20 protein-coding genes (1 of these 20 only partly in view) are annotated in these 26,093 nt (G+C 40.9%); 13 read left to right on the forward strand and 7 right to left on the reverse strand.

The window, feature by feature from the left end; translation table 11 throughout:
* Nucleotides 1-51 precede the first annotated feature (51 nt).
* From PYS60_RS02065 to PYS60_RS02095, 7 genes are all read left to right on the forward strand, one after another.
* Nucleotides 52-1,479, forward strand: coding sequence for an AI-2E family transporter (locus PYS60_RS02065; RefSeq protein WP_315570396.1), 1,428 nt, complete (start codon nucleotides 52-54; stop codon nucleotides 1,477-1,479).
* 137 nt (nucleotides 1,480-1,616) lie between these two features.
* Nucleotides 1,617-2,687 carry a type I glyceraldehyde-3-phosphate dehydrogenase gene (gene gap, locus PYS60_RS02070; RefSeq protein WP_315570398.1) on the forward strand — a complete coding sequence of 357 codons (1,071 nt, stop codon included), beginning with the start codon at nucleotides 1,617-1,619 and terminating at the stop codon, nucleotides 2,685-2,687.
* A gap of 204 nt (nucleotides 2,688-2,891) precedes the next feature.
* Nucleotides 2,892-3,434 (forward strand): ribosome hibernation-promoting factor, HPF/YfiA family, encoded by a 543-nt coding sequence (gene hpf, locus PYS60_RS02075; protein WP_315570400.1) that lies wholly within the window; start codon nucleotides 2,892-2,894, stop codon nucleotides 3,432-3,434.
* A gap of 100 nt (nucleotides 3,435-3,534) precedes the next feature.
* Entirely contained in the window at nucleotides 3,535-6,129 is a 2,595-nt protein-coding gene (locus PYS60_RS02080; RefSeq protein ID WP_315570403.1) for an ATP-dependent helicase, read from the forward strand.
* 4 nt (nucleotides 6,130-6,133) lie between these two features.
* Nucleotides 6,134-6,835, forward strand: coding sequence for a 5'-deoxynucleotidase (gene yfbR, locus PYS60_RS02085; protein ID WP_315570405.1), 702 nt, complete (start codon nucleotides 6,134-6,136; stop codon nucleotides 6,833-6,835).
* Nucleotides 6,816-7,604 carry a GtrA family protein gene (locus tag PYS60_RS02090; protein ID WP_315570407.1) on the forward strand — a complete coding sequence of 263 codons (789 nt, stop codon included), beginning with the start codon at nucleotides 6,816-6,818 and terminating at the stop codon, nucleotides 7,602-7,604. Before yfbR ends, PYS60_RS02090 begins: the two co-directional genes overlap by 20 nt.
* 49 nt (nucleotides 7,605-7,653) lie before the next feature.
* A complete protein-coding gene (locus PYS60_RS02095; protein ID WP_315570410.1) occupies nucleotides 7,654-9,318 on the forward strand; it encodes a hypothetical protein in 1,665 nt (554 codons plus the stop codon).
* A gap of 3 nt (nucleotides 9,319-9,321) precedes the next feature.
* Here PYS60_RS02095 and PYS60_RS02100 read toward each other — a convergent pair whose 3' ends face one another.
* Nucleotides 9,322-10,053, reverse strand: coding sequence for a tRNA threonylcarbamoyladenosine dehydratase (locus PYS60_RS02100; protein ID WP_315570412.1), 732 nt, complete (start codon nucleotides 10,051-10,053; stop codon nucleotides 9,322-9,324).
* Between the two features lie 217 nt (nucleotides 10,054-10,270).
* On the opposite strand from PYS60_RS02100, the gene gyrA reads away from it, so the two are divergent.
* Together gyrA and PYS60_RS02110 are read left to right on the forward strand one after the other, a co-directional pair.
* Complete coding sequence (gene gyrA, locus PYS60_RS02105) at nucleotides 10,271-12,817, forward strand: DNA gyrase subunit A (RefSeq protein ID WP_315570414.1); 2,547 nt, start codon at nucleotides 10,271-10,273, stop codon at nucleotides 12,815-12,817.
* A gap of 428 nt (nucleotides 12,818-13,245) precedes the next feature.
* Nucleotides 13,246-14,472, forward strand: coding sequence for an MFS transporter (locus PYS60_RS02110; RefSeq protein ID WP_315570416.1), 1,227 nt, complete (start codon nucleotides 13,246-13,248; stop codon nucleotides 14,470-14,472).
* A 140-nt stretch (nucleotides 14,473-14,612) separates the two neighbouring features.
* Here the strand turns inward: PYS60_RS02110 and sufB are convergent, their stop codons facing one another.
* The 6 genes from sufB to PYS60_RS02140 all read right to left on the reverse strand — a co-directional run bounded on the left by sufB (nucleotide 14,613) and on the right by PYS60_RS02140 (nucleotide 21,666).
* Nucleotides 14,613-16,028 (reverse strand): Fe-S cluster assembly protein SufB, encoded by a 1,416-nt coding sequence (sufB, locus tag PYS60_RS02115; RefSeq protein WP_390866549.1) that lies wholly within the window; start codon nucleotides 16,026-16,028, stop codon nucleotides 14,613-14,615.
* A 78-nt stretch (nucleotides 16,029-16,106) separates the two neighbouring features.
* The gene (sufU, locus tag PYS60_RS02120; protein ID WP_315570420.1) at nucleotides 16,107-16,607 is read right to left on the reverse strand and encodes a Fe-S cluster assembly sulfur transfer protein SufU; all 501 of its coding nucleotides are present in this window, start codon (nucleotides 16,605-16,607) and stop codon (nucleotides 16,107-16,109) included.
* Between the two features lie 24 nt (nucleotides 16,608-16,631).
* Nucleotides 16,632-17,888, reverse strand: coding sequence for a SufS family cysteine desulfurase (locus PYS60_RS02125; protein WP_315570422.1), 1,257 nt, complete (start codon nucleotides 17,886-17,888; stop codon nucleotides 16,632-16,634).
* Between the two features lie 2 nt (nucleotides 17,889-17,890).
* The gene (locus PYS60_RS02130) at nucleotides 17,891-19,168 is read right to left on the reverse strand and encodes a SufB/SufD family protein (protein ID WP_315570424.1); all 1,278 of its coding nucleotides are present in this window, start codon (nucleotides 19,166-19,168) and stop codon (nucleotides 17,891-17,893) included.
* Between the two features lie 11 nt (nucleotides 19,169-19,179).
* On the reverse strand, nucleotides 19,180-19,962 hold the full coding sequence (gene sufC / locus PYS60_RS02135) for a Fe-S cluster assembly ATPase SufC (RefSeq protein ID WP_315570426.1): 783 nt from the start codon (nucleotides 19,960-19,962) through the stop codon (nucleotides 19,180-19,182).
* A gap of 201 nt (nucleotides 19,963-20,163) precedes the next feature.
* Nucleotides 20,164-21,666 carry a helix-turn-helix domain-containing protein gene (locus PYS60_RS02140; protein ID WP_315570427.1) on the reverse strand — a complete coding sequence of 501 codons (1,503 nt, stop codon included), beginning with the start codon at nucleotides 21,664-21,666 and terminating at the stop codon, nucleotides 20,164-20,166.
* 229 nt (nucleotides 21,667-21,895) lie between these two features.
* On the opposite strand from PYS60_RS02140, the gene argF reads away from it, so the two are divergent.
* From argF to PYS60_RS02160, 4 genes are all read left to right on the forward strand, one after another.
* Complete coding sequence (gene argF / locus PYS60_RS02145) at nucleotides 21,896-22,888, forward strand: ornithine carbamoyltransferase (RefSeq protein WP_315570429.1); 993 nt, start codon at nucleotides 21,896-21,898, stop codon at nucleotides 22,886-22,888.
* 47 nt (nucleotides 22,889-22,935) lie between these two features.
* On the forward strand, nucleotides 22,936-23,865 hold the full coding sequence (gene arcC, locus PYS60_RS02150) for a carbamate kinase (protein ID WP_315570431.1): 930 nt from the start codon (nucleotides 22,936-22,938) through the stop codon (nucleotides 23,863-23,865).
* A 24-nt stretch (nucleotides 23,866-23,889) separates the two neighbouring features.
* A complete protein-coding gene (locus PYS60_RS02155; RefSeq protein WP_315570433.1) occupies nucleotides 23,890-25,248 on the forward strand; it encodes an alanine/glycine:cation symporter family protein in 1,359 nt (452 codons plus the stop codon).
* Nucleotides 25,249-25,425: 177 nt separating this feature from the next.
* Nucleotides 25,426-26,093: the 5' portion of an alpha/beta hydrolase gene (locus tag PYS60_RS02160; protein WP_315570435.1), read on the forward strand. It continues 112 nt past the right edge of the window; only the first 668 of its 780 coding nucleotides appear in the window; its start codon is at nucleotides 25,426-25,428; its stop codon lies beyond the right edge, outside the window.

Below are 26,093 nucleotides of genomic sequence, written 5' to 3' on the forward strand. Positions count from 1 at the left end.
ACTGCTGCCGCTTCAATTGAGGCGGTTTTCTTTATAGAGAGGCGTAAACGGATGCATATTAAAGGATTCAGAACGCGCGATTTTATCGCTTACGCATTGATAGCGGGTGCAGTTTATTGGCTGTCGCTCAATTTCAATTTTTTACCTAACTGGCTGCACAGCTTTTCCTCCAAGTTATTACCGATAACTTTGGGAGCCGCTTTAGCTTTCGTAATCAATATCCCGACGTCTTACATAGAGCACAAGTTTTTCTCGATTAATTGGGGCAAATATGATTCTGCCAGAAAAAAAGTGAAAAGACCTTTGTCGTTATTACTGTCATTGTTCTTCTTCGGAGCTTTGATTTATGCTTTTTTCGCTTTGCTCTTACCCCAAATTAACGCTACTTTGGTGCGCCTGAGTACGCAAATTCCGCTGACAGTTGCCCGTTTGACCGATCAGGTTGAGAATTTTTTAGAAACCAAACCGCAAATTCGAGAATTTGCCGAAGCCAATAATATCCATCTGGATGATATTGCTCGTCAATTTACTTTAAGCTATGACAAAGTTATTCGTTCGTTAATCAGCGGTATTTCCAATATAGCATTAAATATTATCAGCGGTTTTGTAACCTTCCTCATCAGCCTGATTTTCGGAATCTATATTATATGCGGCAAAGAACAGATAGGGCGGGAAGTTACCGGTCTGCTTTATGCTTTGTTTAATGAAGAAAAGGTTGACCATTTCTTGAAATTGATGATTTTCGCCGGTAAAATGTTCGCCCGTTATATTGCCGCTGCCTGCATGGAAGCGGGAATCTTGGGCTTTCTTGTCCTTGTAGTAATGTTTTTATTCGATATTCCTTATTACAGCCTGATTGCCGTCCTGGTTGCCCTTTTTGCGCTTATTCCTATTTTCGGGGCCTATATTTCCGCCGGCCTTTCCTTTATTTTAATTTTGACTGTAAATGTGCATAAGGCCTTATTATTCTTACCTTTATTTTTTGTCGTGCAACAAATTGAAGGCAATTTAATTTATCCTTTTGTGGTCGGTTCACAGGTGGGTTTGCCGGCAATTTGGGTTTTCGCAGCCGTTTTAATCGGCGGTAACTTTTTCGGTTTCCCCGGCTTAATCCTTTCAGTTCCGCTTTCAGCTGTCCTTTATGTTGTCATAAAACAATATGTCAAGCAGAGCAACGAACAAAGAAATATTGCTGTTGCCAAATTGCACAGTGCCGTAGAATATTTTGCGGTAGAGAAAGACGTTGATGCTCTTATGCGGCGGGATTACAATCCTACACCGTTTTTTACCGCTATTATGAATAAGCATTTACCGCTTCCGCACCTGCCGCACATCTCTTTGCCCTATTTGACAACAAATGAAAATATGGATAAAAAGAGTGAAGAGGAGCAAGTTAAAAACCCTAAAACCAAGAAAAAACGGGAAACGGGAACTGATAAAACAACCCCGACGAATGGCCCGAAGGATGCAGGGGTTTGAACAAAGATTAGACAATTTGTACAAAATGTGAGAAGTTGGCCGCTTTTATTTGAAATCCGGTGACATCTGATATAAAATAAACAATAGTTCGATAGTTCTTCGAGCATATTTGCTAGATTTAATTTCAGGAGGAAGTTATGGCAATTAAAGTAGGTATTAATGGTTTTGGACGCATTGGTCGTCTGGTATTTCGAGCAATCGCTGATCAAGGTTTGTTAGGCAAGGAAATTGACGTCGTTGCTGTAACAGATATGGGTACTGATGCTGATTATTTTGCTTATCAGATCAAGTATGATTCAACTCAAGGCAGATTTGAGCATGAAGTTTCCAGCAAGAAATCTTCTGCTGAATTAGATCATGACGATATTATCGTTGTTGACGGACATGAGACCAAATGTATCATGGCTCAACGTAATCCGGCCGATTTGCCTTGGAAGGAATTAGGCGTTGATTATGTTATCGAATCTACCGGTTTATTCACCAAAAAAGAAGCAGCTGAAGGACATTTGCAAGCCGGCTGTAAGAAGGTTATCATTTCCGCTCCCGGTAAAGGCGGCGTAAAGACAATCGTTATGGGCGTTAATGAGCACGAATATAATCCTGCAGAGGATAACGTTGTTTCCAACGCTTCCTGCACAACAAACTGCTTGGCACCTGTTGTACACGTTTTGCTCAAAGAAGGTTTCGGTATTGAAACAGGTTTGATGAGTACAATTCACTCCTATACTGCAACACAGAAGACTGTTGACGGTCCGTCCAAGAAGGATTGGCGCGGCGGTCGTGCAGCTGCTGTTAATACTATTCCGAGTTCAACCGGCGCTGCTAAGGCTGTAGGTCAAGTATTACCGGCAACTAAGGGCAAATTAACAGGTATGAGCTTCCGTGTTCCGACACCGACAGGTTCAGTTGTCGATTTGACATTCCGTTCCGAAAAAGATACAAGCATTGAAGAGATTGATGCTGCAATGAAGAGAGCCAGCGAAACATACATGAAGGGTGTTTTGAGCTATTGCAAGGATGATATTGTTTCTACTGATATTATCCATGATAATCATTCCTCTATCTATGACAGCAAGGCTACTTTACAGAACAATCTCCCGGGCGAGAAGCGTTTCTTCAAAGTTGTCAGCTGGTATGATAATGAGTGGGGTTATTCCAATCGTGTAGTTGATTTGTTGCGCTTTATGGCAAGCAAGGATGCTAAATAACAGCTTTCCGGTCTGAAACTTGAAAGTTAAGCCCTGCTCGTCGAAATGATTTTGACAGGCAGGGCTTTTTTGGCATAAGTTTTTCAACAAAGTTTTGTTTGATTGTGTCAACGAGTTAATTGCCCCGATTGTCGCAGTAATATATAATATAGATAACAAAGGTAACTTTGTTCCGGTAATTAGCGTAGAGGGAGCGTGACATTTATGAAGTTTAATTTACAAGGTATTAATGTTAAGATCAGTGAGCGAATTAAAGAACATGCTACTAAGAAGATAAATAAATTGGAGCGTAATTTAGCTGCTCAGGATCAGGTGGAAGCTAAATTCAGCGCCGTCAATAATTCTGTTATTTGCGAATTGACATTGAAGGTTGACGGTTATTTCTATCGTACGACAGCTAATGTTAACGACGCTACTGTCGCTTTTGATCAGGCTCTGGATTTAATGGAGCGTAAATTACGTAAGCATAAAACCAGAATTTTGAAACATCATCACAGCGAAAGTCTCAAGCGTTTGTATGATGAACTGCAGGACGGATCTGCAGTTGCGGAAGACCAAGAAACCGTGCAAAAAATTACTAAACATAAACGCTTTAATATCGCTGTTATGGATGAAGAAGAAGCTTTACTGCAAATGCAGCTTTTAGGTCACAGCTTCTTCCTGTATTTAAACGGTGAAACGGGTAAGGTCAATGTAATTTATGCTCGTAAAGCCGGGGAATACGGTGTAATGGAATTGGAATATTAGAGATTGAGTATTACTAATTATTAATTATTAATTATCAATTTACTGAGAGGCGCAGGATATACCCTGTGCCTCTTTCCCGCTTATTTGTTATAATCAGCATATGGAAAATACAAGCACAATTTATAATGATTTGAATGCCGCCCAAAAAGAGGCGGTACTTTACGGTGAAGGACCGCTTTTGATTTTGGCAGGAGCAGGTTCAGGCAAAACACGGGTAGTTACTTATCGTATCAGCCATTTAATTAAAGATTTACAGGTAATGCCGCAACAAATTATGGCTTTAACTTTTACCAACAAAGCGGCGTTGGAAATGAAAGAACGTGTAAGTAAATTAATCGGCAGTAACGTCGACCGTATGTGGATAGGTACATTCCATTCCGTGATGGTTAAAGTTTTGCGCCAGTTCGGCTCGCTCTTGCACTACAGCCCGAGTTTTCAGATTTTGGATACCGAAGAACAGCAAAAACTGATTAAAACAATTTTGCAGGAACAGGGTTTGGACAAAGACATGTATGACCCGCGGGCGGTTATTCAGGCTATATCCAAACAAAAAGGTCGTTTGTTAACGGTGGAGCAATTTTACGAGAAATATCCGACATTGACGAAATGTTTGGACAGTACAGCTAAGCTGTGTTTCCCGTTTTATGCGGAATATCAGAAAAGATTATTAAGTCTCAATGCGATGGATTTTGATGATTTGCTGCTCAACGCTTATGTTCTGTTTGTGAATTATCCCCATGTTTTGGAACTTTACGCTAATCGTTTCCGCTATATTTTTGTTGATGAGTATCAGGATACCAATTTTGCTCAGTACAACCTTGTTCATATGCTGAGTTCCAAGCATCGCAATTTATGTGTGGTCGGGGATGATGATCAGTCTATTTACGCTTTTCGAGGTGCAGATGTCCGAATTATTCTGAGTTTTGAGGAAGATTTTCCGGATGCGAAAGTAATTAAATTGGAACAGAATTATCGCTCCAGTGCCACTATTTTACAGGCTGCAAATAATATTATTAAACATAACCGGAAGCGTAAGGCCAAAGAATTGTGGACTACGGCGGCGTCAGGCGACAAAATTACGTATTATCGAGCTTTGAACCAACAGGATGAAGCTGATTATGTTGTTGAAACTATCAAAAAATCGGTGCAGCAGGGACAGGAATACAGACAATTTGCTGTCTTATACCGTGTTAACGCTTTATCGCGTAATTTAGAGTTGGCCTTCCTGAAAGCGCAGATACCTTTCCATATATTCGGCGGCTTACGCTTTTATGAACGCAAAGAAATCAAAGATGTTTTGGCTTATTTGCGTTTGATTTGCGATCCTAAAGATGATTTGGCTTTCATTCGGGTAGTTAATACGCCTAAAAGACAAATAGGAACAAGTACAGTCGAAAAAGTTTTAACTTTGGCTCGTACCTCCGGCAAATCGGCTTTAGAAATTTGTGCGGAAGTTTCCGGCTATCCGGAACTGCAGAAAGCTCAGAATAAATTGGCAACTTTTGCCAAGCTTGTGGCCGATATGAGACGTAATTTGCAAAATCCCGCTTTTACTTTAGCCTCTTATATTGAATATGTTCAGAATGAAAGCGGTTTAGTAGAAGAGATTTTGAATCAAATGGAAAAAGGACGCGAAGATTCGGCGCAACGGGTGGAAAACTTGAAAGAAATGCTTTCGGATGCTGTCGACTTTGTTAAGCAAGCTAAGTTTGATACCTTGGATTTTACCGATGAGCAATTGGAGGAGAACGATTTGCTGGCTTTTGTCAGCCGCGAAAGAAAAGCTATTACAGATTTGAGTACAGCGCCGGTAAAGACTTATGACGGTAAGGCCGCCGACTTGTCGTTGTTGGAACAGGAAGCTCTGAAAAGAACGACAGAGAGTAATTCCGAAGCTGAAAGTCTAAAACAGCGGACTTTGTTGGACGATTTGCATGATTATTTGGAAATGACAGTCTTAAATCAGGCGGTGGAGGGCGAAAATGACGGGAATTTCGTTACTTTAATGACTTTACATGCCGCTAAAGGATTGGAGTTTGATAACGTTTTTATTGTCGGGATGGAAGAAAGTATTTTCCCCGGTGTAAGATCGTTGAATAATATTGAAAGTCTGGAAGAAGAAAGACGTTTAGCTTATGTCGGAGTTACCAGAGCTAAAAAGAAATTAACGTTAACAGCGACGGCGGAACGCTTACTTTACGGTAGTACTACCTATAATCCGCAATCCCGTTTCGTAAAGGAAATACCGCCTGAATTGTTGGATGAAAAGCAAAATGAGACGAGCACCGATAACTATGATTTATTTCAGCATAATGATCGTCGTCACTATGGCAGTGCCGGTAGTTTCAGCTTCGGCAACTACCAAGCTGACAACTATAACAGCAACAAAAACACAGTCGCTTACTCGCAACGAGTAATTAATAAAGGTGTACAGGAGGCTATGAGTCAATTACACAAAATCAGTAACAACAAAAAAACTGAAATCAAATTGACCCCCTTAGCGGCCGGCAAAAGCACAAATGAATTGGAGTTGGCACAATTAAAAGTTAATATGCGAGTTGTGCATGCCCGCTTGGGACATGGCGTAATTAAACAAATAGAACCGGTTGCCAATGACGCTATTATAGTTATACAGTTGGATAACGGTGAAAGTAAGCGCATTATGGCCAAAGCGGCCCATCTGCAGCGGGAGTAGTATTATGAATGAGGAAAATTATAACTTCTTTGCCATGCTCAATCGCCTAAGTTTAATTGAGCGTTGGAGTTTGATGCAATGTCGCCAAAAAGAAAATGTATGTGAGCATTCTTATCAGGTGGCGATAATTGTGCAAGCTCTGTATTATATTCGCTTGAATAAGTTGACGGCGGTAACCTTACCGCAAATTAAATTGGATTTGGGAGAATTGTTGCAGTTAGCTTTGTTGCATGATGCCACCGAGGTAATAACGGGCGATTTACCGACACCGGTTAAATACTATAATCCGGAATTGAAGCAGGCATACAAAGTTGTTGAAGACATTGCCGCCCAACGGCTGTTGGCACTTTTACCGCCGGAATTACAGGCAAATTATCGTCCCTTAATTCTGACAGGTGAAAATACCGCTGCCGCCGGGACTCTGTCGGAACAGCAAAAATTGAATCGATTATTCATCAAAGCTGCCGATAAAATCAGCGCTTTAATCAAGTGCAGGCAGGAAGCTGCTTTAGGCAATCAGGAATTTGCAGCAGCTTGCAGCAAAACCGAGCAAAGAATCGGGGAACTGCAGTTGCCGGAGGCTGATTATTTTGTGCAACATTTTGTTCGTGCTTTCAGTATGTCTTTGGATGATTTGAATCATGCCGCCTTGGATGCGGAATCGAAAGAGAGCGTTATATTACAGAATGAATATCGAATCGAATAAAAATGAAAATAATGTTCGGGGCCGAAGTTATTACGTCAAGTTTATCTTAGCTCCGACTGTGCTTTGCTTCTTAATTCTGCAAGCTGTTTTGCACTTTTTGCCGGCTGCAGTACCGGGAGTTTTACAGACGGAATTTACTTTTAATTTAGCATCTTTGACCGTCTGCAGTTGCCTTTTGGCTTTGTTTTGTTATTACGGTACGAAATTTTACTTACCTTGGTGGCGCCGCAGCATGATTTTTTTTGCTGCCGTCATCTTTCCTCCGGTCAGTTTGATTTATGTCAAGCGTTTACAGCTTCTGCAGATTTTTCCGAATTATATGTGTTGGGAAGCTTTAATATTTTTAGGCTGCCTGCTTGGAATTTTCTTATTGACCGTTTTATCGCGCGAGTTGACTTTGTATTTATTTTTCGGCGCTTTAACCACGGTAGTTTCCGTAGGCAGCTTCAGTCTTTTCGCCCATATATTCTCTTTGTTTGCTACGGAAGAATGGCTGATTCCCCAAATTTTATCTTTCGTAATCAGCGTTATTTTCGCTTTTTGGGTTAATCGCAAATATGTTTTTAGCGGCAAGGGAATCTGGTGGCAGGAATTACAACGCTTTGTCTTTTCCCGCTTATTTTCCGGCTTTGTCATTGAATTTGCCTTGATGGCTTTTCTGGTTGAAATATGTCGGATCAATCAGGATTGGGCGAAAATTGCCACCGCATTTTTAGTTGTCGTGTGCAATTATATTTTGAGCAAATTTTTTGTTTTTATGAAGAAATAAGGTAAAATTGACTTAGCCTGCTGTAATTGTCGGGAGAAATGAGGAATATATGCAATATTTACATATCAGAACATTTGAGAAAATCAACGATTCGGATTTGCTTTTGACGGTGGAAAACTTGGAAAACGGTTATTACGTTCCCGAAACTTTCCCCGAAATTACGGCTGCCGATTTGCAAAAGCTGGCACAACTCAAACCGGCTGAAAGGATAAGTTCTCTTTTGGCATTGTTTTTCCCCTCTTTTACCCGCAAGGAATTGGATGAAATTGTCGGAAAACAATTTTCCAAGATTGACAGTCTGTTGCCGTTGAAGCCGTTCAATCATTATATGCCTTTATATTTGGCGGAATTGGATAAGTTGGACAGCGGCAGTATATATGATTATATATTGCCTTTACTGGTTCAACTGCAGGCTGCAGCCTTACGCAAACGGCAGGATCGGCGAGACTTGATTTTGTTGGAACATAATTTGGGTAACAGCAGTTTTGTCGCTTTAGTTCGAGCTTTGGAAGCGGTTAAATATGACCGGAAATTAACGCTGTATTATAATCCTAAGCGCATTAATCCGATTGTACATGCGGCTATGAAGAAATATGTCAATAATATAATTCTGGCGCCTGTAGATAACGCTTTGAGCTTACCGACAATTAATCTTTTTGCCAGTCGTTTGCGGCACATTAAATCTCAAGTAGCTCTCAGTCGCAGTGAAGTTAATGATTCCAAGTCCGATTCTGATAATTCAGGCAAAACAGCTCCGGCTGTCGATTTGACAAATGAAGGCAACCTCAGTGACTACCCGGCTCCTACTTTATCGACATTGGACAGCTTATCGGCAGTTTTAATCGCCACGGCTTTACAACTTGCAGTAATTGCTGAATTACCCTTAAATAAAGCGGACAAAATTCATCCTGAAAATAAAGGAGAAATTTCAGACTCACCTGAAAAGGGCGCAGGAGATTCCTATCGCCGAGTTAACCTTTTCTTACCGGCAAAACAAGGATACTTATTATTGGCCGCCTGCTATGCCAAAGTAATGTGCCCGTTGATTAATAAAATTATTTTATCCGGACAAAAGGGTAATATGTTGAGCGAACTGGTACATAATTTTCGCTTTGAAGTTAAAGGTAAGCACAATACTTTTGAATTACCTGTGCAATTGGAACGGATGCTGTTTGAATTCAGCAGTCGTGATAACGTCAAATCACTGGCCTGGATGAATGATTTTGCCCACAAAGGGGTCTTACAGCTGTCGTTACAATGTCGCCATAATATTAATGGCGTTATCAGTGCCGAATTATATACCGAAAAAGCGGAAGAAAAATTACTTTTGACAATTTATGACCGCTTCGATCTTCTCTTGCCGCCTTTATCGGTCTTGGCTTTTGCCGGATTTTTAAAATATTATGAGAAGAATCAAAAAGAGGATGAGCTGGACGTTGTCTTCGTTAACGCTTCGATTTATCGCTATGCCGACAGAGTAATTAATGCCATTTATGCCCCTGCGGAAATTAAAGGCAGAAAATTTAAAGAACTTATGCAGGCTTTAGCCTTGGAATCCGGTCAGCTCTTCCCGCAATGGTTTATTATGGAACAGGATATTCCGCCGGAAAATATTGTCAACAATGATCGCTATGATCCGGAAAAACATAAGGCCGAGTTTGAGAAAATCCGCTTGGAAGGACTGACTCAGGAAGAAATCGACAATCTTGTATAAGTGCTAATTGATTAAGCAGGAAATTATATGATGGGCGATGCGTAAACCGGCAGTGCCGGGAACGAAGATCAAACTGGCCAAAGGCACTTTAGCCCCGGGCTGTTGCAGTTTCAGGCGGGAAATTTCGGCCGTTTGTTCCTTTAAAGGTTCAGGTGAATAACAGACAGTCAAGTGTTTTACCTGTCTTTGCCGTAATTCCCGGCGCATAACTCTACAAATTCTGTCATATTTTGTTTGAAAAAGATCACAAACGGTAATTTGAGCCGGATCGAATTTTCTGGCAGTTCCCATGGCGCTGATTAAAGCGATATTTTTGCTTTGACAATATAAAACCAGAGCAATTTTACTGCTGACCGTGTCGATACAGTCGGCAACAAAATCACAGTCGTCCAGATATGACAGGTTGGTGACCGGCGTGATAAATTCTTCTTTTCCTTCAACTTGACAAAATGGCGCTATTTCTTTAATCCGGGCACAACTGACTTTGACCTTGCTGCAATTTATACTTTGACAATCGGCACCTAATTGGCGATTCAGATTTGAGGCCTGATAGACATCCTTATCAATAAGCAACAGGTGACCTAAGCCGCTGCGAGCCAGAGCTTCGGCTACAAAAGAACCGACACCGCCTAAACCGATAACGGCAACTTTCGCCTTTTGTAATTTCGCAATATTGTCCGCTCCGAGGAGGAGAGAACTTCGTTCAAAAACTTCTGTCGATGATAAATTATGCAAGTTAAATGAAACCGCCTTTCTTCAGTTGATGCTAATTATAACTGTAAATTATGAAATAATTTAATCGCCTCATTCCAAGCTCAATTTCCCCGAGTTTTCATTGACAGGAAATTCTATATATTCAAAATATGCCCGAAATTTCGGGATATTAATCCGGATACGCTCTGAATCATCCCGGCAAATATGATATAATTAATGTAAGTGTTTGGAGGATGAAATGAAGGGAAAATACAAAGCGGAGCGTGATAAAGCGCAGGAATTCAAGATTGATCAGATGTTCAGAGAGAACCTTGAGAATGTCGTCCCCGTTAATTTGGAAGACGAAATGAGGAAGAGCTTCATCGACTATGCTATGAGTGTTATTTCCGATCGGGCTTTGCCTGATGTCAGAGACGGTTTGAAACCTGTACATAGAAGAATTCTTTATTCCATGTTTACTCAGGGCTATTCCTCTGATAAGGCTTATAGAAAATCAGCCTCAACCGTCGGCGATGTCATCAGCCGCTTCCATCCGCACGGCGATGCTGCCGTTTACGATGCTATGGTACGGTTGGCACAGGACTTTTCCATGCGCTACATGTTGGTGGACAGCCACGGCAACTTCGGTTCCCGCGACGGAGATCCGCCCGCTGCTTATCGTTATACGGAAGCCAGAATGGCTAAATTGGCGGAAACTATGATGTTGGATATCAACAAAGCAACAGTTGATTTCCGGCCTAATTTTGATGACCATCATGTTGAACCGGTTGTTTTACCGACCAATTTCCCCAATTTGCTGGTCAACGGTTCCGTCGGTATTGCTGTCGGTATGGCGACCAATATTCCGCCGCACAATTTACGTGAGACGATTTCTGCCTGTATTTACCTGTTGGATCATCCTGATGCTACAGTCGAAGAACTGATGCAATTTATAAAAGGCCCGGATTTTCCGACGGCCGGCGTTATTTTGGGAACTAACGGGATTCGGGAAACTTACAAAACCGGTCACGGTCGTATTGTCGTTCGCGCCAATGCGGAGATTGTCGACGGTTCACCGGCTAAAATTATTGTGCACGATTTACCATATATGGTTAATAAAGCTCGCCTGCTTGAGAAAATATCGGAACTGGTGAAGCAAAAACGGATAATCGGAATTTCGGCAATTCGCGATGAATCGGATCGCAATGAAGATGTACGTATTGTTATTGAGTTGAAAAAAGATGCCAATCCGCTGCTGACGTTGAATCAGCTTTATGCCAATTCACAATTACAGGACGCTTTTAATGCGCATATGTTGGCACTTGTTCCGAACGCTGACGGAGCTTTGGTTCCGGAACTGCTGAATCTTAAGAGTGCTTTACAGTATTATCTGGATCATCAGCGGCAAGTGATTTTGCGCCGTACACAATTTAATTTGGAGAAGGCCCAATTACGGCAACATATTTTGGAAGGCTTGAAGATTGCTGTTGCCAATATTGATGAGATCATTAAAATCATTCGGGCGTCCAAGAGTGAATCTGATGCTAAAGTTAATTTACAGGCACGCTTTAATTTTTCCGATCGGCAGGCACAACATATTGTCGATATGCGCCTGGGTCGTTTATCCGGCTTGGAAATTGAGAATCTTTATCAGGAATATGATGAGATTTCCCGTAAAATTGCCGAATACACCGAGATCATTGAGAAGCCTGCAATTTTGGACGGCGTGTTGAAAACTGAAATTACGCAAGTTGCCGAACAGTTCGGTGATGAAAGACGGACGGAAATTGATCCTTTCGGAGTTGACGGGATTGACGATGAAAGTTTGATTAAGCAGGAAACTGTTTTGGTCAGTTTGACAAATAACGGTTACATTAAACGCTTGGCAGCCGATACTTATAATATGCAGCATCGCGGCGGTAAAGGTGTCAGCGGTATGAGTATCAAAGAGGAAGATCGAATTCATAAGATGATTACCGCTTCAACCCATGATGATATCTTCTTCTTCAGTAATTCGGGTAAAGTTTACAAATTACGGGCATATGCTATCCATGAAGCTTCCAGAACCGCCAAAGGTACGCCGATTGTCAACTTGCTGCAATTGGAAGCCGGCGAGAAAATCGTCGAAATTTTAGCCGTGCCGGAAGCTGAAGAAAAGCGCAGTTTAGTTTTGGTGACCAAAAAAGGTTTAATTAAAAAGACCCGTTTGAATGAATTTTCTAACATTAATAAGAACGGTAAAATTGCCTTCGCTTTGCGTACGGACGATGAATTATGTGCAGCAGCGTTGGCGCCTGATGAAGCGACGGTAATTATGGCGACTCATACGGGTATGGCAGTGAGATTTTTAATTGACAAAATTCGGGCTGTCGGCCGCAAAGCTTACGGTGTATGCGGCATAAAGTTAAGAGCTGATGATTATGTTATCGGTATTGTCGTTGAGCAACCGGGTGAAGACCTTTTCCTCCTGACGGAAAAAGGCTACGGTAAGCGTTCGGTTTTCTCTGATTTCCGTTTAGCTAATCGTGGCGGTGTAGGTGTCAAAGCCTATAATTGTACTGATAAAACCGGCAATTTAATGGCTATTACTTCTATTAGTGATGCTTACGATTTAATCATTATGAATGATGAAGGTATGACCATTCGAATCAGTAGCAGCGAGGTTAATGTTCAAGGACGTAATACGCAAGGCTTAAGATTGATGCGGAGTGAAGCGCAAGTTGCAGATTTGGCTCGTATTTTACATACAGAGACAGCCGAAAACGAAGCGTCCGCTACGGACGTTGCCGGTGAAAGTTTGACATAATAAATTTTTATTTCAGCCATCTGATTTTATTAAAGCTCGGAGAAATCCGGGCTTTTTAATTAGCTATTTTTCTAAAAAAACAGCACACAAATACAAAGTGGCAAGAGAAAAAACATAAATATATCTAAGAAAGCAAATTTGGATAAAAATAATTTGTGCATAATGGAGAAAAAAGAACAAATTTATTGACAGTAATCCAATTAATACTAAAATATTCATCAAGAATGCTTTTAAAGTTTAAAAAGGGGGATAAAATTATGAATAAGAAAAGCAATCAAAAAAATATTGTAAATAAAAATTTTGTTGAAATTGCTATTAAGAATGCAGAACAAGCATCCGGAGAACCTAATACTAATTAGTCTATGCTCGATAAATAGATTCAATTATTTAAATGACAATGTTAAATATAATTTGGGGTAGGAAGTTATATGAAAAGAAATTGGAAGAAAAACCTTATTGGTTTACTTATTTTGAGTCAGCTTGGTAGTGGCGTTTTATCATTTATTCTTTCGTGGTATGTTTTGGAAGTTACTAACAGTGCGCTTTCTTTCAGCAGCGTGGTAATACCCACAAGTATTGTCGGCTTGGTTGTAGCTTATCCTATCGGTAAAGTTGTTGATAAATACTCAAAAAATCGTTTGATGGTTTTAGCACAATTAATGAGTATTTTGTCTCTTGTAATTTTCGGTTTATTTAGATATACACATGGAGACGCTTATTTGAGTGTCAGCATTATTACATTGAATGTTTGCCTATCCGTATGTGATGAGTTTATTTCAACGAGTTTATTGGCAGCAGCTCAACAAATCGTTAATAGTGAAGATGAATTGGGAAGCTATAATTCTTTAAGTCAAACGATTCGCAGTATTTGTAGCATGACTGCTCCTTTATTAGGTGCCGCTTTATACCATCTATTCAGCCTGACAACTTTTGTCATAATTGAAATTGTGATTGAAGCAATTTGCGTGTTTTATATTTATAATATTAAGTTGGTTAATGAAGTGGAAGTCCAGGAAGAAACTGAAACAGTCAAATCCGACTTAAGTATCGGAGATATGGTTAACTACTTACTGAGCAGAAAAATTATAGTACATTTGAGTATTTGCATGCTTTTCTTAAATCTTCTGATGGGTTCGCTTAATGTAGGTTATCCTTTTATTGTTTCGGAAAATTTTAAGGATAAGCCTTATATTTTCGGCTTTATAAGTTTCGTAATACCTTTGGGCATGCTGTCAGCTTCTATTTTATACCAGATTCTAAGATTAAAGAGCAGATTGGTTAAACAAGCGGTTTATTCTTGGTCCGGCTTTGCCGCTGTTATTATTCTTATCGGGGTGAGCACGTATTATTTAGATCTTAAATCTTATTTATTTGCCTTTATTATGATTCTAAGTTCTTTTATAGTGGGATTTTTAGCTTCATTTTCTCAAATACCGACTATGACATTTATACAGAAAGTTGTACCTGCTAAGTTACAGGGACGAATTTTCTCTTTGCTTGATTCATTTGTCAAAGCTGCTGTACCGGTTTCATATTTATTGTATGGCTTGTTGTTTGATAAGTTTAATTTGAGCTTGATTTTTATGCTGTCAGGTATTTTAGTTTTGCTGTATATGTTGTTTATGATTATTTATGCTAATAAAGTGAAAGAATAATTATTGTAAATGATAACGAGTTTAACTCGAGTGTTTTAGAGAACTTATAACAGAAAATATTTATAGAGCCGCTTTTCAAAAAAAGAGTACAACTAACAGTTGTACTCTTTTCAGTTTCGCCGTAGCGGAAATATTATTTATCAACCTTGGGCACCGGTCATATCCAAGTGCATCAGCTGATTCAACTCAACCGCATACTCCATCGGTAACTCCCTGGTAAATGGCTCAATAAAGCCCATAACAATCATTTCTGAAGCTTTTTGTTCCGTCAATCCGCGTGATTGCAAATAGAAAAGCTGTTCAGCCGAAATCTTGGAAACAGTCGCTTCATGTTGCAACATCGTTTCGCCGTTTTTAATCCGATTGGTAGGGAAGGTGTCGGATTTTGATTTTTCATCCAAAATCAAAGTATCGCAACTGACATTAGTCTTAGCATATTTAGCATTAACCCCATGTTCAATCGTTCCGCGGTAAGTAGCTTCGCCGCCGTCCCGTGCAATTGATTTGGAAATAACGGTAGAAGACGTATGCGGGGCCAAATGAATCATTCTCGAACCGGCATTTTGAATTTGCCCTTCACCGGCAACAGCAATACTGATAGCGGAACCTTTGGCGTAGGGGCCGGCAAGAATACAGGCAGGATATTTCATGGTCAATTTACCGCCCAAATTACCGTCAACCCATTCCATCGAACCGCCTTCTTCGACGTAAGCTCTTTGAGTTACCAGATTATAGACATTGTTGGACCAATTCTGAATCGTTGTATAGCGACAACGGGCATTTTTACCGACGTAAATTTCAATTACACCTGAGTGCAAAGCATCTTCGGAATAAGTAGGAGCGGTACAGCCTTCGACATAATGAACATCAGCATCATCATCAACAATAATTAAAGTACGTTCAAATTGCCCCATATTAGCGGCATTAATACGGAAATAAGCTTGCAGCGGCCGCGAAACTTTAATTCCCTTAGGAACATAAATAAATGAACCGCCGGACCAACAGGCGGAATTAAGAGCTGAAAGCTTATTATCACCTGTCGGCACGATTTTACCGAAATATTTACGGAATAAGTCGGGATATTCCCGCATACCTGTTTCCGTATCGAGAAAAATTACGCCTTCTTTTTTCAGTTCATCCTGTACTTTATGATAAACAACTTCCGACTCGTATTGGGTTGAAACCCCGCACAGAAAATTCTTTTCCGCTTCAGGAATACCCAGACGTTTGAACGTATCTTTAATTTTACCGGGAACCTTATCCCAACTGTTTTCCTTATGATCGGAAGGCTTAAGATAATAACAGAAACCGTCCCAATCAATATGACTTAAATCGCAACCGAAATCAGGCAAAGGAATCTTGTTAAAAAGCTTTAAGCCTTCCAAGCGGAAATTCAGCATCCATTCCGGTTCTTTTTTTATTTGAGAAATATGTCTAACTACTTCTTCCGACAAACCGCGCTTAAACTGTAAGACACCGACTTTACCGTCACTGAAGCCGTAACGATAATCACGATTGATTTTTCCGGCTTCTTCGCGGTTCTGCTCCGTTTGCATTTCAATTCTTTCTTCCGGGGTGAGAAAATCAATCTCTTTATTTGTTTCAGACATTTTAATCTCCTTTATTTTCTCTAACTATTCATTTACTTCCAAATCAATGGCCGTCGGCTGACCCTGTTGCGCGGCTGATTTTTTATTTTCATAAGCACTTACAGCGTGCGCTAAAGCCTGCCAAGCCAAGTTGGCACATTTAATCCGCGGTAAGACCCGACTGATGCCTTTAAGTGCTTGGGCATCTCCCAAAACTTCCGGATTATAAGGATCCGCCTGCAGCATATGACTGAAATTTGCCAATGCCGTTTTTACGAACTTTATATCATGTCCTTCCAATTGCTCGGCCATCATAGAGGCTGAAGCCAGACAAATGGAACAGCCGCTGCCTTTTTGGCGAATATCCGCTAATTCTGCCGTATCGCCCCGGCCGCTGAACTCACATTGAACAGTCAAATCATCGCCGCAAGAAGGATTTTTCAAACGAACCGTTATATACTCCGGATTATTAAGCAATACATTGTGTCGCGGATGCTCATAATGATCCATAATCACTTCTTTCATTAATTGTTCATCCTCTGTCATAACTAATATCGTTTCATCCTTTCTTTAATTAAAAAGCACACTTAAATAATCATCAGCTGTAGCAGCAGTTTCTACCAGACGGTCAATTTCAGCGACAGTATTGAAAAAAGCCAAACTGCAGCGTAGACAATTTTCCTGTTGCAACCAGCGCAAAGTCGGTTGAGCACAATGATTACCGGCACGCAAGCCTATACCGGCTTTAGCAAAAACTGAAGCAGCATCGTGCGGATGGACTCCGGCAACATTGAAAGCAATAATACCCGAAGCATTATTTTGCGGATTATAAATTTTAATGTGGGGCAAACGGGATAATTTTTCAACTGCATAGGCAGTCAAAGCCGTGAGGTAATCATTATGGCTTGTCAATTCATATTGCTCGACAAAATCAAGGGCAGCAGCAAAAGCGATAACTTCAGCAATCGGCATGGTACCGGCTTCAAACTTCCAGGGAGCATCTTTAAAAGTCGATTGATAAACATCAACCTTATCAACCATTTCTCCGCCGCTTTCAAGCGGTGACATAGCCTGTAACAAATCGTATTTACCGTAAAGGCAACCTAAACCTGTAGGACCGTAGAGCTTATGGGCACTGAAAGCCAGAAAATCACAATCCAACTGTTGCACGTCTATCTTGGCATGCAAAATCCACTGCGCAGCATCGACCGACACAACTGCCGGTGAGAACTTATGAACCAAATTACAAATGGCAGCAATATCCTGACAGGCCCCCATCAAATTACTGACACCGGCGACAGCGACGATTTTTACCTTGTCATTTAATAATTTTTGCAAAGCCGGTAAATCGATTATGCCGCGCTTATCCAAAGGTGCCAAAACCAACTTGGCATTTTTGCGCAGGCACAATTGTTGCCAGGGCAAATAATTGGCATGATGTTCCATAGCTGAAACAATAATCTCATCGCCCGGATTTATCACAGCTTCTCCGTAACTGCGAGCGACCAGGTTGATGGCCGCTGTAGTCCCGCGCGTAAAAACTATAGATTCGGCAGTCGGCGCATTGAGATATTTTGCTATTCGTTGCCGACAACCTTCAAAAGCGACGTCGGCTTTATGGGCAAACTCATCTGTACCGCGATAAATCGAAACACCGTAGTCGGCATAATAGTGACTTAGTGCATCAATTACCCTTTGCGGCTTCAAAGCTGTTGCGGCATTGTTCATATAAATGTAGGACTTACCATGCAACTTCTGCCTTAACATAGGAATCTCAGCCTTCGCCTGCACAAATAAATCAGGCTGCTTTAATTTATCCTGCCCCATAATTAATTAGTGTCCTTACTTGCTAAAATCCGATCTTCATTGCCGGTAATACGATGTTGACTGTCGGAGTGAGCTAAGTTTTCCAACTGTGCCAATTCTTCTTCGGTCAAATCGGCATCGCTGTCGGCTGTAAAATCAGTTTGCCATTCCAAAAGACGAACGCCGAGTTTCTGCAAAAAAGGTTGCCTGAAGTGGTCGACAACCGGAATCAGGAAGCCTCTGGTCATAAGCTTTTTGGCTAAATCTGCAGTTAAACCGCGACTTTGCATATAATACAGAGCTTCAGGATTTAATTGACCGACTGAAGTAGCATGACCGGCAACGACGTCATATTCATCAATTATAAGTAACGGATATGTCTTAGCTTTAGCCGTCTTGTCCAAAGTTAAAAAGCGACTTTCCTGGCGACAATTAGTTCCGTGCGCCGCTTTATCAATATAACCTCTGCCGACAAATTCACCGGTACTTGCAGCCTGAATAACGCCGTTACAAAGCATGAAAGAAGTGGTATGCGGTGCATGATGCCTGATTTCCAAATGGGTACTTTGACTGTCTTTATTGTTGACGAACATAGCTGCATAAGCTTCCGCTTCGGCGCCTTCGTCATTCAAGTGAATCACCGCATCGTTCAGCGATGAAGCCTTAAAATTACAACTGGTCGAAGTAAAGACGGCATCTTTCGCCAAATCGGCGTAAATTACAAAACCCTGCTCGGCCCGCAAAGAACCTGAAACAACTGCAGTTGCCGGTAAAGATTCTTTTAAAGCTTTAAGTGAATGTAAAGTCGTTAAACTCAGACAATCAATATGCAATTTACTTTGACGCGCCAAATCGCATTCAAAATAAAGGCAATGGGAATTGGAAGCAATATTCAAACAGGAAATTTGCCACTGTTCCGCCGGCATTAAATTAAAATGTATAACCGTATTCCCGGGAATCTGCTCATCAACAAGGAGAAAAAGCTTCCGCTCCGACGCATAACGTTGACAAATATCGGCCAATTTAAGCAAATCCACCGTTAACTGTCGATGTATACCGTTGAAAGGATAGCGATTTTTAATTTTAGTTTTCAATTCCACTTGGGGCGGATTGTAACGATTGTAAAAGGAAGAGGAGGGCGTAAAAGTTTCAGCCGTAGCCAAAGCCACTTGTTGACCGTCAGGCTGCAAATAGTACAAATCAGCTTCGTGCAGATAAAGCAGCAAACAGTCTTGAACTGCTTCGCTTAAGAAATTATCATCAACTGCAAAAGGCAATTTATCTCGTAAAAGTTCAAGCACCTGTAGCCTCCTTAATTTTCTTCAGCGTAATTTTCAGCGCCGATTTCTTCTCTTAACCATTCATAACCGTCATTTTCCAAACGCAAAGCTAAAGAACGATCGCCGCTCTTTACAACTTTACCGTTCATCAAAACATGAACATAATCAGGCGGGACACAGTTAAGCAAACGCTGATAGTGCGTAATCATCAGAACAGCAACTTCCTTACCGCGTTCTTTGGCCATTTGACAAATATTTTCACCTACAATACGCAATGCATCGATATCCAAACCGGAATCAATCTCATCCAAAATAACGATTGAAGGTTCCAAAAGTTTCATCTGCAAAATTTCGTTCCTTTTTTTCTCACCGCCGCTGAATCCTTCATTCAAATAACGGGTAGGTAAATCACCGTTCATCTCCAAATCTTTAACGGCTTGGTGCAACTTAGCCCGAAAGGGGAAAATACCGATAGGATTATCGGGGCGTTTGACATTCATACATGTGCGCAAAAAATCGCTGTTGGTAACACCGGGAATTGCTGCCGGATATTGCATAGCCAAGAAAATTCCGGCCCGTGCCCGTTCATCTACAGTCATTGCTAAAACATTTTGCCTGTTCAGAATGACTGTGCCCGAATCGACAGTGTAATCAGGATGTCCCATGATTACAGAAGCCAAAGTCGATTTTCCCGTACCGTTAGGTCCCATAATCGCATGGATTTCACCACCTTTGATGGTCAAATTGACACCTTTCAATATTTGTTTGGTGGCAATCGAAGCGTGTAAATCTTTTATCTCTAAAATCGGCTGCATTAACTCTACCTCATCTTTCTGTAACGATAATCTGCTAATTGAGTAAAGAGAACAAGATATTCGGTTCAAATACTCAATATATTAATTTTAGTTACTTTATCGAGGAGCGCAAGTTGTCGCTGTTATTTCAAACACATAGTTAACTTTTTTTTCATGTCTCTATCAGCGCTTTGTGCACAGCTTTTCGCCCGCTTCTGCAATCTAACACAATTCCGACGGGAAGTCGCCGGCCTGCAAAACCGTTTTATTACGGAATTTACCGGGCGTTTGTTGATAAACTTTACTGAAATTACGGACGAAAGTTTTAGTGGAATTAAAACCTACACGATAGGCAACGTCGGTTATATCCAAGTCGGTAGTCGTTAATAAAATAGAGGCTTTCGTCAAACGAATGAACATGAGCATTTCATAAAAATTCCGTTCATAAGATTCCATCAGAATTGAATTAAGTTGATTGGGCGAAATCTTAAACAAAGTCGCAACCATACCGGCGCTGACTTCACGGGCAAAATGTTCATACATATAAGCTGTAATCTTTCTAGCCAATTGCCAATTTTTATCATGTTTAATCAAAGTTAAAATAGCAGAATCATTGCGGATATCCTGCGTATGCTTTCCGGTTTTTTCAAATACCAGTTTAGAAATATAAGATGCATCCGTATAGCCCATAAGATGAGCAATCTCCGCCAAAGTAAATTCAGTATAGATTATATAATCTATAGTTTTTATCACTTTCATTGTTTTTGTTAAAGAAGCAAAAGTTTCGCCCGTAGTCTTACGAATATAACGGTCCAAAGTGGAACTGCTCATCATAAATTCTGCCGCCACCGCATCAATCGAAGGATGATAAACCAAATTATTGTATATGTACTGAAAAATGGAACGACTATTGTAGTCGGTAGGCACCGAATCTGCTGCCGGAATATCTCTATAAGCGGCCTGCTTAGCGGCAAATTGCATATACAAAGCAATTAAATCGATCATCTTGGCCGTCAGCCTGACTGTCGACCAGATATCGCTTTTGCCGGAGACGGAAATTTCAGGTGCCGGATTATTATTATCGGCAAAGATATTATCGGCCAAAAAAGTTAAAGGAGCATTAGTTACTTTTTGCAGAACTTTGAGATGATTAAGCGGCAAATTCGATAAAGAAGCGGCAGCAACAGGAGCAGTATCATTTTCGGCGATGCGGTTAAGCGATGACTCCAATTGCAGACCGGTTCTATTAAGTGGTTTATATTCCAACAAATCGGCAATATCATTAAAAAGATAATTTACATACTTGCCGGAAGCTGCATCAAGATTAAGGCAACTGATTCTGTACAAAGTATCACGCAACTGATCATTACTGCGCCCCGTATTTAGATTGTGCCTCAACAAATAATCCAAAAACGTGAAGTTGAAAGTTATTAAATCATAAAAAAGCGGTGTTGTAACTTCGGTAATTTCACTGACCTGCCAGGGCATAAGAACAAGCAGCGAATTCTTCCGAATATGATACGAATTCTGTTTAATCTTAATTGTGCCCAAGCCTTCACGCACATAAATAAAACGAGCTGTCTGATGCAACAGCGGATCGGTAGCCGAAACGTCACATTGTTGCTCATAAGTAGCAATATTATTGAACATAACGGATTGCGTTCGAATGAAAGTACTATCTCCGTTTCTTCTGCTTTTATCAGATTCAGTCGAATATTTCCGCATACATGCCCCCGCCGAAACAAACTTGACTCATTATGTTTGTGACATTAAAAAGTTCTATCACCATCAAATTGTAAGTAATTGCCAAATAAAAAGCAAGCATTTTAGGCAAAATAGACAAATTGCAGATTATAGACATATTAAAAAGCTTACAATGTCCCCTAATTTTTACATTCTCATTTATACTTAGAAGAAGCAAAACGGTAGAAAACCGAAAAACGGAGGAATTAGCATGGGAAAAAATTTAAGCGGCAGATCATTTTTGAAATTATTGGATTTTGAACCGCAAGATGTGCGTTACTTACTTGATTTATCTAAAGATTTTAAACGCTTGAAACGTGCCGGTACACCGCATCGTTATCTGGAAGGGAAGAATATAGTATTGCTGTTTGAAAAAACTTCAACCAGAACAAGATGTTCATTTGAAGTTGCAGGACGTGACTTAGGTATGGGTGTAACTTATCTTGATCCCGGTTCATCTCAAATGGGCAAGAAAGAATCTATTGCCGATACTGCCGGCGTTTTAGGAAGAATGTACGACGGTATTGAATATCGCGGTTACAGTCAGGAATTGGTTGAAGAATTGGCAAAATACGCTAAAGTCCCGGTATGGAACGGATTGACGGACGAGTTTCATCCGACCCAAATGATTGCCGATTTATTGACAATGGAAGAACATTTCGGCTACCTCAAAGGTCTGAACTTTGTTTTCATGGGTGATGCGCGTAATAACGTCGCTAATTCGTTGATGGTTGCCTGTGCTATGGCCGGTGTTAACTTTACAGCCTGTGCACCGCAGGAACTTTTCCCGAAAGCGGACTTAGTTGCTCAAGCCCGAGCTATCGCCGAACGCCAAGGATCAACGGTGACCTTGGAATCAGATGTAAAAAAAGCAACAGCCGGAGCGCATGTGCTTTATACGGATATTTGGGTATCCATGGGTGAGCCGGATGAAATTTGGGCAAGCAGAATTAAATTGCTGCAGCCTTACCAGGTTAATCGCAGTGTCATGGAAAATGCCGACAAACAGGCGATTTTCATGCATTGCCTGCCATCTTTCCATGATCGTAAAACTTTAATCGGTGAACAAATTTATGAGAAGTTCGGGTTAGCGGAGATGGAAGTCACAGACGAAGTTTTCCAATCTGATCGCTCCGTTGTATTTGAAGAAGCTGAAAATCGTATGCATACAATTAAAGCAATTATGTATGCAACATTAAAATAATAAAATCCGGCCGAAGCCGTCTCGACTTCGGCCTTTGAGGTGAAAAAATGGCGAAAATAGTTGTCGCATTGGGCGGTAACGCGTTGGGACAGACCCCGGAAGAACAATTGGCAGCCGTCTCTAAAGCAGCGACGGCAATTGTTGATTTAATTGCAGCCGGACATAAATTGATTGTCACCCACGGTAACGGACCGCAAGTAGGGATGATAAAAAAAGCGGCTGATTGTGCCCACAAAAATGAAAATAATGCCCCTTATATCGCTTTGAAAGAATGCGGTGCCATGAGCCAGGGTTATATCGGTTATCATTTACAACAGGCAATAGAAAATGAGTGTTGCAAACGCCAAATAAAACAGGCGGTGGCAGCAATTACAACTCAAGTTGAAGTTGCCCCCGATGATCCGGCGTTTCAGCATCCGACTAAGCCCGTAGGTAATTTTTATACGGAATCGGAAGCACGGATAATGAGCGAGCAAGGATTTATTATGCAGGAAGATGCAGGCAGAGGCTATCGTCAGGTGGTAGCATCACCTTTACCTGTAAAAATAATAGAACTGAAAGTAATTAAAACCCTAGTAGAAAACAATGTCTTAGTAATCACTGTCGGCGGCGGTGGAATCCCGGTAATCAAGACACCAAAAGGCTATCAGGGTATAGATGCCGTGATCGACAAAGACAATTCTTCGGCATTACTGGCAGATGCCTTAGACGCCGATTGCCTTTTAATACTGACAGCAGTGGAAAAAGTCGCGATTAACTTCAACACTCCCGCACAGCAGAACTTAAGTAGACTCGATTACGCCACAGCCGAAAAATATATCGCAGAAGGACAATTTGCTAAAGGCAGCATGTTGCCGAAAATCCAAGCCTGCCTGAACTTTGTTCATCAAAAACCGGAGCGAAAAGCTGTAATTACCAATTTATTTACAGCCCGGGAAGCTCTGCAGGGAAACAACGGCACAGTTATCACGGATTAAACTCTGACATTGCAGGAGGTTGAAATGGACCTTGTTTTGCGACTTATAAGTGAATTTACCAATTGGCTTTGGAGCTATCCTTTGTTAGCAGCAGTTGTCGGCGGCGGCATCATCATAGCCTGCCGCCTGCGTTTCATTCAATTTCGTAAATTTGCGTATATCAACAAACAAACTTTCGGTCGAATCTTTTCTCCCTCCTCTATCGGCCAAGGAACTGTAACCCCTTTTCAGGCTGCTTGTACTGCCTTAGCTTCATCTATCGGTGCAGCCAATATTGTAGTAGTACCTACTATTATCTTTACAGCCGGTCCGGGAGCTGTATTTTGGATGTGGTTGGCCGCCTTACTCGGCCAGTCAACTAAATTTGCCGAAATAGTTTTAGGTATTAAATATCGCCAACTGAATCAAGCCGGAGAATATGTCGGCGGCGCCTGCTATTATATGGAAAAAGGAATAGGCGGCAGAATCGGCAAAATATGCGGATTCCTGGTAGCCTTCTTCTTTATGATCGAAATTTTACCCTCCATTACGCTGCAAACGCATTCAGCAGTCAAACCGCTGGTCGAATTGGGTTTCAATCGTTATTCGGCAGTAGGAATAATTTTTATTTTAGTATTCCTTGTAGTTTATGGCGGTGTGAAAAGAATAGGCAAGGTAACTGAAAAGTTGGTACCGCTTATGGCTGTTGTTTATTTTTTCTTCGGTTTGATTATTTTATTAGTGAATTTCAGGGAAATTCCGCAAGCTTTATACAATATAATTGTCGGAGCTTTTAATCCGGCGGCAGTAGGCGGCGGGGTGACCGGAGGCTCAATTTTAACAGTTATGAAAGCCGGAGTAGCCAGAGGCGTTTATTCCAACGAGGCGGGGATGAGTTCCGCTCCGTACGGCCATGGCGCTGCAACGACTGATCATCCTGTCAGACAGGGATTTTGGGGAATTTTTGAAGTAACGGTTGATACTTTGATAGTGTGCACTATGAGTGCGATGATTACATTGGTAAGCGGTGTTTGGCAAAATGACGCCTTCAAAGACATTGCTGTTTACAAAGCCTTTTCCTTACAGTACGGAGCACTAGGTGAATATATCGTTTCCTTCAGCCTGTTTTTATTCGTACTTTCAACAATTATCGTGATAGTTTATTATGTTGAAAAATTAGCAGAATATTGTTTCGGCTATCTGATGAGTAAAATCATGCGAATGTCTGCCTGCGCTATGATTATTCTGGCTGCTTTTCTCAGTATGGACAACGCTGGTATATTACTGGATTTTACGCTGGGCATGGTGGTTCTGTTTAATATTATCGGGGTTGTGTATATGAGCGGGCAGGTCAAGCGGGAAACGGACGAATTTTTCAAACAGCCGCAATATTACGAAAAGTAGCAAACTGTATTTTAATCTCCAAATAAGCTTAATTTATTGAAACTTAATTTATTTAAAAACATAAATTAAGTTTTTTCTGCATTAATACGCATATAATAATCGTAACCAGAAAGCGGCAGAAACAAGCGGAAACTGCCGAAGTACAAAATATTATATATAAATAGATAAGAGGCGCCAATGATTAATCCGAAATATCAAGAAAAATCGCGTTTATTGGACGGAGATACCTGTATTCTTTTTGTGCACGGTATTTTAAGTTCACCTAATTTTTTTCGCAAAATGACCCGGTCTTTGCCTGACAACTACAGTTATCTCAACATATTATTGCCGGGTCACGGTACGACTTTAAGTGATTTTGCCAAAGTTAATATGAAAGACTGGGAAAATTATTGCGCCGAAAAATTGGCTTTACTGCGCGAAAAATACAGCCGCATAGTAGTTGTAGGCCATTCTATGGGAAACTTACTTTTGGTAGATGAAATAAATAAAAATGCGGATAAAATAGCCGGTGCCATCCTGATTGACGTGCCGCTGATCGGCCATATAACAACCAAGGGGCTGGAAACCATGTTTAAAGCTACCTTTAATGAGGAGAAAGAAAAAGATAAAATCGATTCAAGCGTAAAAGACAATAAAAGCATCAAAATAGAGCATTATTACGAATTACCTTATTTCTTGCCGGCATTCATCGAATTACTCTGGAAAATGCATAAAGTCAGACGTGACTTTGCCGAATTCCCTGTACGCAGCTATGTATTTCAAAGTGCAAAAGATGAATTAGTTTCGCCGTTGAGCAACAACTACATTAATAGAAACAGCCTGGCTCAATTAACAGTAATGCCGGG

This window comes from Amygdalobacter indicium, assembly GCF_029101545.1.
Taxonomy (GTDB): domain Bacteria; phylum Bacillota; class Clostridia; order Saccharofermentanales; family Fastidiosipilaceae; genus Amygdalobacter; species Amygdalobacter indicium.

What these genes read in the sequence shown, in the direction of transcription:
- PYS60_RS02065 (WP_315570396.1), top strand. Translation starts at nt 52, where the DNA reads ATGCATATTAAAGGATTCAGAACGCGCGATTTTATCGCTTACGCATTG.
- gap (WP_315570398.1), top strand. Translation starts at nt 1,617, where the DNA reads ATGGCAATTAAAGTAGGTATTAATGGTTTTGGACGCATTGGTCGTCTG.
- hpf (WP_315570400.1), top strand. Translation starts at nt 2,892, where the DNA reads ATGAAGTTTAATTTACAAGGTATTAATGTTAAGATCAGTGAGCGAATT.
- PYS60_RS02080 (WP_315570403.1), top strand. Translation starts at nt 3,535, where the DNA reads ATGGAAAATACAAGCACAATTTATAATGATTTGAATGCCGCCCAAAAA.
- yfbR (WP_315570405.1), top strand. Translation starts at nt 6,134, where the DNA reads ATGAATGAGGAAAATTATAACTTCTTTGCCATGCTCAATCGCCTAAGT.
- PYS60_RS02090 (WP_315570407.1), top strand. Translation starts at nt 6,816, where the DNA reads ATGAATATCGAATCGAATAAAAATGAAAATAATGTTCGGGGCCGAAGT.
- PYS60_RS02095 (WP_315570410.1), top strand. Translation starts at nt 7,654, where the DNA reads ATGCAATATTTACATATCAGAACATTTGAGAAAATCAACGATTCGGAT.
- gyrA (WP_315570414.1), top strand. Translation starts at nt 10,271, where the DNA reads ATGAAGGGAAAATACAAAGCGGAGCGTGATAAAGCGCAGGAATTCAAG.
- PYS60_RS02110 (WP_315570416.1), top strand. Translation starts at nt 13,246, where the DNA reads ATGAAAAGAAATTGGAAGAAAAACCTTATTGGTTTACTTATTTTGAGT.
- sufB (WP_390866549.1), bottom strand. Translation starts at nt 16,028, where the DNA reads ATGCAAACGGAGCAGAACCGCGAAGAAGCCGGAAAAATCAATCGTGAT.
- sufU (WP_315570420.1), bottom strand. Translation starts at nt 16,607, where the DNA reads ATGACAGAGGATGAACAATTAATGAAAGAAGTGATTATGGATCATTAT.
- PYS60_RS02125 (WP_315570422.1), bottom strand. Translation starts at nt 17,888, where the DNA reads ATGGGGCAGGATAAATTAAAGCAGCCTGATTTATTTGTGCAGGCGAAG.
- sufC (WP_315570426.1), bottom strand. Translation starts at nt 19,962, where the DNA reads ATGCAGCCGATTTTAGAGATAAAAGATTTACACGCTTCGATTGCCACC.
- PYS60_RS02140 (WP_315570427.1), bottom strand. Translation starts at nt 21,666, where the DNA reads ATGCGGAAATATTCGACTGAATCTGATAAAAGCAGAAGAAACGGAGAT.
- argF (WP_315570429.1), top strand. Translation starts at nt 21,896, where the DNA reads ATGGGAAAAAATTTAAGCGGCAGATCATTTTTGAAATTATTGGATTTT.
- arcC (WP_315570431.1), top strand. Translation starts at nt 22,936, where the DNA reads ATGGCGAAAATAGTTGTCGCATTGGGCGGTAACGCGTTGGGACAGACC.
- PYS60_RS02155 (WP_315570433.1), top strand. Translation starts at nt 23,890, where the DNA reads ATGGACCTTGTTTTGCGACTTATAAGTGAATTTACCAATTGGCTTTGG.